Here is a 9715-nt window from a genome sequence, read left to right as displayed (position 1 = left end):
AGAACAACGACAAGGTCGGCCTCCTCATTTACACCGACCAAGTCGAACTTTTCATCCCGCCCGAGAAAGGCCGCAAGCACGTGTTGCGCCTCATCCGCGAAATTCTCTACTTCAAGCCGCAACACCACGGCACCAATACGCAAGTCGCCTTGGAATATGCCGGCAAGATTTTGAACCGCAAGGCAGTCGTCGTTGTAATGAGCGATTTCTTGGATGAAGGTTTCGAAAACGCATTCAAGATTTTGCGCAAGCGCCATGACGTTCTCGCCGTGTCCGTCGTGGACCCGCGTGAAATGGAACTCCCGCCCGCAGGCCTCGTAGAACTCGAAGACCCCGAAACCGGCGAAACGCTCCTCATCGACACTGGCGATGCAGCTTTCCGCGAAGCATTCGCCCGCGAAGCCAAGCGTCAAGGCAAAGCGACCAAGGAACTCTTCCAGCGCATGTCGATTGACTTTGTGCGTATCGAGACTCACGACGACTTCAAAGAAACTGTCGCCCCGCTCATCGAGCACTTCCGCCGCCGCGCTCGCGCCGCAAGAATGTAATTACTCCCTGTGCTCGTACAAGTACAGGTTCGCTTCGGGCACAGCCAAGTCTGAGCCTTTGATATGCCACTCATCGTCATCGCCCGTGCGGTACTTGACCACAACACGGTAGCGATTGTCCGTCTGCAAGATTTCCGGTGGAACCGTCCAGAAATTCTCCGTGCCCACAACCATCTCTAGCGTATAAGATTTGCCGGCATCCGCTTCGTAAATCGTAATGGAATTCACCATGTCTTTCGGGTTCCGCACCTGGACAATGCTCCAGAACGTGCTCGCGCCCTCCTTGACCCAGAGCGACGTAGAATCGCCCCACACGCCCTCGACGCCTTCGCAACTCACGAATTCCCATTCACCGTAGTAACGGCCCACAGAATTGCCCATGATGTCGGCCGCCGGAGCGCCCCCTAAGTCAACACCACAATTCGCATCGGGGCAACGGTCGGTAATGCGCACCGTCACGCGCTTCCAGCCATCAGGAGTCTTCGCCTTCACACGCACGCAGCCGCCACAGGCCGCACCGCCATTCCACGGGCCCTTAGCATCACCTGGAGAAACATTCACGTGTATTGCCGCATAATACTGAATGTTAGTTTGTCCGTAGTTGCATGCGCCACCCAAACTGGTTTCTTTTGCAGTGACGCTCCCATAAGTCGTCACAGAACCCTTGCCGCCCTTCTCCGTGAGCGTAGGGTCGGCAGCCGTATAGCTGTCGCAGTCCGTACACTTACCGTCATCGCCATCGTCGTCATCGGAAGAAGCCGGAGCTACGCTGGAACTGGAAACCGGATTGACACTGCTGCCCGGAACATCAGAAGAACTACTTGGGGCACCCTCGGAACTCGAGACACTTTTCGGCGCATCCGCAGAAGAACTGCCCACAGAACTTGAAGCAGGAGCGGCACTAGAATTAGGCACATCAGAAACACTGCTAGAAGAAGCCTTCGTCGAGGAACTCCTTGCAGAAGACGCACCCTCGGAACTCGAAGACTTTTCCGCCGAAGATATCAGGGCATCAGAAGAGGACAAAGTCGACGGATCTGCACCGGAACTAGAATCGTCTCCACAGGCGACAAGACCAGTAATCGAAAGCACACATAAAAAAACAAGAACATGAAGTCTCATGTCCTTGAATATATATTATTTGGAAAAAATTACCAATCCTTCGCGGGTCTTGCTTGGCCGCGCAAGGGTTTCCAGGGTTTGCGTTCGCCGTTCTGCTCGTCGAAATCCTTCAGGAGCTGAGCCGCTTCTTCGGGGCTCATCTCGCCCATCTGCACGGGCTGTTCCTGGGGTTCCTCGCCACCTTGGCTGTCGCTTGAGCCTTCTTCGGGTTGCTGCGGCTCTGGCTGCTGACCGCCGTTGCTGTCGGAGCTTTCGCCCTGGCTGCTGCTTGATTCACCGTTCTGGCCTTCACCATTCTGGTTCTGGTCATCACTTCCGCTTGAAGAACTTTCTCCCTGATTCTGGTCCTGCTGATCCTGGTTTTGGTCCTGGTTCTGCTTGTCCTTATCCTGGTCCTGATTCTGATCCTGGTTCTGATCTTGATTCTGGTCCTGGTTGTTATCCTGGTTCTTGTCGTTCTTCTTGTTTTCGTTCTTCTGCTCGTCCTTGGCCTCTTTGATTCGGTCGAGGAGCATTTGCAGCTTCTGGTCGTTCGGATAGTATTGCAGGCCCTCGTTGCAGGTGATTTCGGCAGAGGGCAAACGATTCTCAATGTACTGGAAGGCGGCATCGCCGTAGTAGGCACTCGCCGACTTCGGCGCCGCAAAGGCCGCTGCGGACAATAGCAAAACCGTTAAAAGAGCAAGCAAAGACTTACCAACGGTCACTTCGGCAAGCTCAGTGACCTTACCATAAACATTCTTTCGTCTTTCGTCTTTCGTCTTTCGTCTAATCAAACGCATCATATCACCTCCAGGTCGTTGTCGGTGTTGCTCGCGTCAATCTTGGCCTTGGGCTTGCGGCCGGCCTTGATTTCGATGACGTCGTCGATGCGCTGCACGTGGCCGCTCAGCTGGCCAGCGGTCTCGTCTTCGGCAATCAGGTTCTCGAGCATCTCCTTGCCTTCGGCATACTTGCCGTCTTTGCAGAGCTGGAGCGCACGCGCCAAAACTTCCTTCGCCTTCTCGGAAAGCGGCGGCTGTTTCTGGTCGTTATTGTCCTGATTCTGGTCCTTGTTTTCTTTCTGCTTGTCGAGTTCTTCTTTCAGCTTGCGCTGCACAATTTCCACGTTCTTCTTCGCGTTCTCGAAACCGTTATCGAGGTCAATCGCTTTCTTGAGGTAAGCGACCGACTCGCGCCACGCGGCAATGCGTTCACTGCCCTCGGCGGCCTTCTCACCCATGCGGAAATGCGTGTTCGCCAAGTTGTAGGCGGCCTTCGCGGCCATCTTCTTGTCGGGCATGCGCACGGCACTCTCGAGTTCCTTCTTGGCCTCTTCGTAATTGCCGAGCCTGTACTGGCACGTACCAATATTGTAGAACAAAAGCGGGTTCGCGGGTTCAGCCTCACGGGCCTTCATGTACTTTTCAAGCGCACCGGCGTAGTCGCCGTTCTTGAACAATTTATTGCCGTCATTAATCGGGCGCGCCCACAGGCACACCGACAGCAGACATACAAGTAGTACAAATAATCGCATCAATGACCCTATCAGGTAATATCTTTTTTTACACGGAGAATATACAAAATCTAGGTTGCAAAAAACAAGAAAGTCCGCCGGGCGGGCGGACTTATTTTCCCATTTTATAGAGGTTTTCCTTGTTACGGCATTGATGCTGAGCTCATGGCCTCGGGCATCGCGGCCGAAGTCACGGGGAAAGGCATCGACGCCGAAGACATGGTTACACCACCTTGCCCGTCGAACGGTTCGTCATCATCGTCTTGCACATTGAAGTGCTCGTTTTCGCCGTCCATGTCCGGACAAATCGTATAGCACTTACCATTCAAGCTATTTTCGCAAGCAGTGTAGCATGATTGCATCGACGTGGAACTCATTGTCCCATCCACAGAGGCAGAGCTCATGGCCTCAGGCATCGCGGCCGAAGTCACAGGGAAAGGCATCGATGCAGAAGACATGGTTACACCACCTTGCCCGTCATACGGGTCGTCATCATCGCCTTGCACATTGAAGTTCTCTTCTTCACCTTCCATATCGAGGCAAATCCTCTTGCACTCCATATTGTCAAACGGATTAGCGACCGTGTCTTTCGAAGAAATGTTCTCCAACGGATTCGTGCATACAATGGAGCACTGCGGGCCCTCCGCCACCACCAAGGAATCGCACCGCGCCTTATAGTAGTAATCCGCCTCATGCGTCAGCACTTCCGGGGTAATGGCCAGACCGAACAGTGGCACAGCGCAGGCGACCCGGAGGTTCCTAAAGTCATTACAACCGGTTCCATCTTTATAATCCCTGAATACGCCATACAACGATTCACAACGCTGCCGGAACGCCGTAAGGTCCGCTTCGCAATCTATTTTGTCTTCTTCAAACCAATAGGTATTTTCAACCTTTTCTATCAAGACCTCGTCCTTTGTCAACAAAAGACTGGTTTCCATGTAGTCCGCGCTAGTTCCGGTAAAGAGCATCTGGGTGCCAGATTCCGCTTCATAATAAGTAACGTTGCATCCCTGCCGGCTATAATAAACTTCGCCCGAAGTCTCGAAATCATGGGCTGTTTGCGGCACAGGAATTTGAACGGACGGGTCATCAATTTCCACTATACCTGAATCTAACCTTACCACATTCTCGGTTTCCACGGTTCCGCCGCCACCAGATTCCATAGTCTTGAGGATGCTATCCATGATGGCTTTTTGTCCTGCAGAAGGTTCCTGGGGCAAAACAGACAGTCTAGTGTCAAGATCGCCAGCCGGTTCCGTCGTCACGCCGGCACCCTCTTCCGAAGAACATGCCGCGAACAAGGCCAGCGAGAAAACGATTCCTATATATTTCTTCTTATCCATGATTTTCCTCCTGCCGCCTTGTCAGCGGAAACAATTGTAAATTCAACCTGTAAACCTGTTCACCGTGTTTGTCTTCACTCGCGATGGCGACGACCTTCTGTCTGAACTTTTCCGCCTCGCACGCAATACGGCGGTACGTATCGCGAGAAATCCCCATAGTGGCACCCGCGAAGCTGCGGTCTTCGACAGGGACGTTATCTATCGCGTCCATCGCCAACTTGGCCATCTGCCTGTGCATGGGGCGCATGGCCGGGGGCACCATTCCCGCGACGCCCATCACAACCTTCTCGGTCTGCTCGTAATGGTATTCGTCGTGTTTCTTGAGCAACCCCATCTGGATCAGAAAATCGAGAGTCTTCCGGATTTCGGTCGCGCTGATTTCCGGGTAGCAGAGCTTGGACAGTTCCATCGGTTTCGCGCCGGGATTCATGGGAGCGAGTTCTCGCAGCACCGGGTTGTACCATTCGCTAAAGTAGGCGTAGGCATCCGCCGACAGCGTACGCACCTTGTTTTCCTTCGCAAGTTCGCGCATTCTCTTCAACGCGGCATTCTTTTTTGCCTCGTCACCGGAATCGGCGAACACGACCATCTGGGCAAAGTATTCCTTGGCGCTCCCTTCGAGTTCCATTGCCATAGCGACACGTTCCACGCCCACCTTGGAAAGGCGGGTTTTCCCATCGCACACCAACTTCATGTAATTCGACGAAGAGAACCCCGCCAAATGCGAGAATTCCCTCCACGAGAAGGCGGAACAGCGCTTGCGTTCTTCGTAGAACTCCTGCATGTACCGCCTGTAATCAAGATATTCGTATATTGCTTTCATAGGTTTGACCTCGACAACAATATATCTCTTTCAAAACACAAAATCAACGATTTTTGGCTAAAATCAAAAGATTTTACAGAAATCATAAAAATTAATACGCATATAACACAAGCCGTGGCATATGCAAACATCGTCAAAAAAACAAAAAAAGATCCAGTCAAGAAATTGACTGGACCGAGGCATTTTGATTAGTGAACTTTCTTGCGGGGCAGTGGCACGGCAAGCCCATTTTCAAATCGCACGATTGTCGGCGTGCGGAATTCGTCGGCATACTCCTCGCGCCATTTGCCGCTACGGATCAGGTTGCCGTTCAGGTCGAACGCACGGAAATACATTCCCTGTATAGGGACCTGCGGCACGGGAGATTTCAAGGACAGCGGAGCTTCTTCCTGGAATAATTCGGGGCATTGACGCACCGAGTCAACAAGGCCGCAGAAATTGAAGGAGAGTCCATTCCTACGATAATTACAAAAAGAAGCAGCAGAAACATAAAATGAAGCTTTATCTCCAGCCTTTCCTTCGTTGTAAACGCCATTGGATAAAGAAATCGAAATAGTATCTAAACCCAAATTGAGAGTATCTCCTAATGACTTTAATAAAGAGTCCGTAGCATATAAACTTTCTCTATTTTCCATCACATCGATAACATGACGAATCATTGAGTCCGCTTCTGTTGCAGATCCCGGGAGAACCCCTGCCGATTGCAGTCGATGGAATTCTTCAACAATCAAGCTACCTATATAGAGTTCCCGAACCAGGCTATCGCATTCTTTTTTCGATGAACAAAATTTGAAGAACGTCACCTGGTCTTCAACAAGAAAAATCATAACCGTCGAATCCGAAGGCGCTATATAGGCCCTATAAACGGAATCCGAACTGAAATTTTTCACGGAAGGGTCAAGCAACGGCAACTTCGACAAATCCAACCGAAATTCATCGAAGAGATTTATCTGCGTCACCGGATAGCTTATGGCAAGAACTCCGCGAGAAATGACCTCGCACTCCTGTGCGTACAATTGAATTGACGTACATAACCACACAATGAGTGCTAAGGCAATCTTTTTCATATCCCACCCATGCTTACAACAAGGCTGTTTTGGATTGGATCAAAATCAACATGGTATATTTTGGCATATTGGTGTACAGAGATTTTGTCTGCAAAAATCATTCCATAGAACAACTTTTTCGACTGAGCTATAACCACTTCCGAGTACGGAGCAACAATATTCCCTGCCATCACATTATCAATATACAATCTTTTCCCAGAAGCATGTAGGACTAATTTAAAGCCCTTGGCAATAGAGGCGTATTCCGCAGATCCATTAAGTGTCGTTGCTCTCCATGAGAAATTACCTTTTACATGTATCGTGGTCTCCTGGCCTGGCATGGTAAACATGACACACGACCGAGGATCCAATTGTATAGAGCCGATATAAATCGTTCCAGACGGAATAATGAGCGTTCCACCAGCTTCAACTTTCACAAAAGAATAGGAGCCGGGATTTAACACTGCCGTTTCGTTATTTCGAACAATCAATTCATGATTGGAAGGAACAGAGAAATCCTCTAAATCATAATTTCTCGGCAGATACTTGTCTTCCCATTGCGTTAACGGCAAACTTGTAATTTCACCATCGATGGTTGTACCATTTTGCAAATAAATGTCATCTATATTAGACGGCTCCGCAAGGACGACATTCCCCTTCACACGGGTATTACTCCGAAGGATGACTTTGCCCTTTGAATATATATCGCCAACAGTTGAACGGGCACCCACTTTAGCAGAGTATTCTCCATTTAACGCAACCGCAGCGGCGGCAACATTACAATATTGCGTTTCCGTTTTATCATTATAACATTCGACTCCGTCGTTGTAATTTAATTCAGACAAAGCATAAAGCGTTATTGATGACACACCCTGATTGTTGTCCTTGATATAAACATCTGTTTCGCCATCGTCTTTTATACCATTAGCGTTTACATCTTCATCTCCGTCATTTTTTCCGTCACCATCGGAATCAATGTCCTTCTCTGCTCGTAATCCATCACCATCAATATCCGTATAAAATTCTGTCTTTACACCATATTCGCCATCCAGCAATCCAGTCTCCGATTCCGGATATGGTTCCCGAATCGTGTAAGACATAATTTCTGTTTTATCCTTAATGCCATCTTTATCATAATCAGCATTTAAGTCCCTCTTGGCTGTAGCAAACTGGCGGTATTCTTCATAATCAAATTTCCCATCATTATCCATATCATAGTTAGAATCAAATTGATATGTTTCAAACCGATAGTATTCGTCAAAATCAAGAAGAGTATCTCCATCCGCATCATAAATTTCGTTAAAGCTCATGACGTGGTTACCATCTGCATCGTCATAAACCTCCGACATTCTAGCTTTTTCTCCAATTGGTTTCGCAACAACAAAGGCTCTATTAAGATTGCTTAGATAGATTGGTTTCCATACTATAGTTCCATTATTATCAATATTATGGAATCGATAAATGTGAATATTTCCCTCTACACCATAAGCAGCTCCATCAATTACCATGTCTGCATCAACCAGCATGATATGGTTGCCTTCCCAAAGAATAACAGGATAGCGATTTTCCAAAGCAGCTGTCATTATATCATCATTTAAAAAGAAACGCCAATCATACACAAAAACATTTGGTGATTCCAAAGCCCAAGAGAGGACGTCCCATGGATCGCCGCTTCCCTCTGAACCATGCGGGAAAGCATCTAGAATAGGGTCAGAAAAAGCACCTGTCCCCTTAAGATGAAATATTATCTCATCCTGCGTCAGGGTTCCTTCATAATAATGGTTCAATTCTGCAGTCGCAACAGCCCAGCACCGCCAACTTTCTTCCGCATCGAAATCATAGTGTTTTGGATCCGTAAAACGACGGTTACCGAATTGATCCACATATCCCGTAGTATTGTGAGGCTTATCCCACTCCGCTTCAATACTACGTTCGCCCCACTTAAGGTCAAGCAGATATGAGTCCTTTCTTGCCGCAAGTGGTTCAACATTCAAATCGTGAGCTGTATGATGAGAATCACTCAGTGCAAACACTTTAAAAGACTTATAATCATCATAAGAAATATTGAGGTTTTCGTATGTATGCCCCTGTCCATATTCCGCTACACCAAACATTTGGGGAATCACGATCCACAAATACTCCCCTTCTGCAAGCAGCACAGAATAATGCGTTTTGTCTGTAACCTCATGAAGCACCTCACTTTGATCGTTTGCATTCAAAACGACGACCTCGTATGACTTAGCTCCAGCGACAGGAACCCAAGCAAGCATCGTTTCTTCTCCGTTGCGTTTGAACACTTCGGCGCCATACGCAAGCATGGATGGATCGGCATAAGGCAACTGCGTAAGCGGCATTCTTGCCATATTTTTGCGGAATTTATTCCAGCTGACAATAGAATCGGTTCCGTCCTTGATGACCGTTCGGAAAAAATCACCCTTGCGATAGATGGAAACAGGCCCAAAAACGGGATCTTCCGAAGTTTTAAAGAATCTATTCGGATCAATCACCTTGTTCTCGATTTCAAGAGAATCTGCATAATTGCCCCGGGCACCCCAAGCAACGTAATCTATGGGCACGGAATTTCGATACAGGACGAATTCGCCCACTTTCCCGAAAGACAGTCCCGAAATGCTCTTTACGACGCTATCTTGAACGCAATTTGAAACAGAACCATTGCAAACGCGCAATGTCGCCTTGGCGGCCAACGTCAAACTATCCAGAGAATGTAAATTACCGGAAGCATCCTTGATTTTCACCCCGTTCAAAGAAACCGCAGAATCGCCATAGTTCTGAAGTTGAACCCAAGGAGATGCAGAATCTGCCGTTTCGGGCCGCAAACCGATAAATCGGAGTTTCAGTGCCCCTTCTGACGGTAGGTTACCCGCAATCAGGTTATCTCCCGAATACACGCCATAGCTTGCCGCTTCTGCAAAGTCAGCGCCAGGACACCCAGACATGTTTTCTTTATGGATAGACCCCCAACCCGAACGACGGATTCCAACACTAATACCGGTCGCATCAGGGGTACTCCCTGTACCGAGAACGGGAACGTTGACTTTCAGTACAGCCGTTGTATTGTCAAATTCTTCTAATTGCACGGACAGATTGCCCATATAGTAAGGCTCTATCACAAGATTGTCTGTCGCCTGCTTTTTCAAATAATACTTGACCTGAATCCCGTTGTATTGCTGGCCCGAATTGTTGATAATTCGCAGTCGCAATCCCAACATTTGAACGTTAGTAGGTTGTTCGTCCTTTACTTCTACGCGAATAGACTCGCTGGACCATGCCATACAAGCCAAAATGAACAAGACAAAAAGGCCTTTTTTCATTCA

Annotated in this window: 8 protein-coding genes; 1 reads left to right on the top strand and 7 read right to left on the bottom strand. The window is 48.6% G+C overall.

Features of this window, described 5'->3' with window-relative positions; translation table 11 throughout:
* Positions 1–548 (top strand): VWA domain-containing protein (locus Q0Y46_RS11480; RefSeq protein WP_297947504.1); only part of this gene is annotated, 548 nt, incomplete at its 5' end.
* On the opposite strand, the gene Q0Y46_RS11475 is transcribed toward Q0Y46_RS11480, so the two are convergent.
* The 7 genes from Q0Y46_RS11475 to Q0Y46_RS11445 form a co-directional block, all read right to left on the bottom strand.
* On the bottom strand, positions 549–1670 hold the full coding sequence (locus Q0Y46_RS11475; protein WP_297947502.1) for a hypothetical protein: 1122 nt from the start codon (positions 1668–1670) through the stop codon (positions 549–551).
* A 29-nt stretch (positions 1671–1699) separates the two neighbouring features.
* The gene (locus Q0Y46_RS11470; protein ID WP_297947500.1) at positions 1700–2455 is read right to left on the bottom strand and encodes a hypothetical protein; all 756 of its coding nucleotides are present in this window, start codon (positions 2453–2455) and stop codon (positions 1700–1702) included.
* Positions 2452–3186, bottom strand: coding sequence for a tetratricopeptide repeat protein (locus Q0Y46_RS11465; RefSeq protein ID WP_297947498.1), 735 nt, complete (start codon positions 3184–3186; stop codon positions 2452–2454). Before Q0Y46_RS11465 ends, Q0Y46_RS11470 begins: the two co-directional genes overlap by 4 nt.
* Before the next feature lie 122 nt (positions 3187–3308).
* Entirely contained in the window at positions 3309–4511 is a 1203-nt protein-coding gene (locus Q0Y46_RS11460) for a hypothetical protein (protein WP_297947496.1), read from the bottom strand.
* Complete coding sequence (locus tag Q0Y46_RS11455) at positions 4504–5334, bottom strand: TIGR02147 family protein (RefSeq protein WP_290956243.1); 831 nt, start codon at positions 5332–5334, stop codon at positions 4504–4506. The genes Q0Y46_RS11460 and Q0Y46_RS11455 overlap by 8 nt, the downstream gene beginning before the upstream one ends.
* Before the next feature lie 188 nt (positions 5335–5522).
* On the bottom strand, positions 5523–6401 hold the full coding sequence (locus Q0Y46_RS11450) for a hypothetical protein (RefSeq protein ID WP_297947494.1): 879 nt from the start codon (positions 6399–6401) through the stop codon (positions 5523–5525).
* Positions 6398–9712 carry a hypothetical protein gene (locus tag Q0Y46_RS11445; RefSeq protein ID WP_297947492.1) on the bottom strand — a complete coding sequence of 1105 codons (3315 nt, stop codon included), beginning with the start codon at positions 9710–9712 and terminating at the stop codon, positions 6398–6400. Before Q0Y46_RS11445 ends, Q0Y46_RS11450 begins: the two co-directional genes overlap by 4 nt.
* Positions 9713–9715: the final 3 nt, after the last annotated feature.

Origin of the sequence: uncultured Fibrobacter sp., from assembly GCF_947305105.1 — a bacterium.
GTDB lineage: Bacteria > Fibrobacterota > Fibrobacteria > Fibrobacterales > Fibrobacteraceae > Fibrobacter.
The sequence above is the reverse complement of the archived record's forward strand: the minus strand, read 5'-3'. Positions and strand labels throughout refer to the sequence as shown.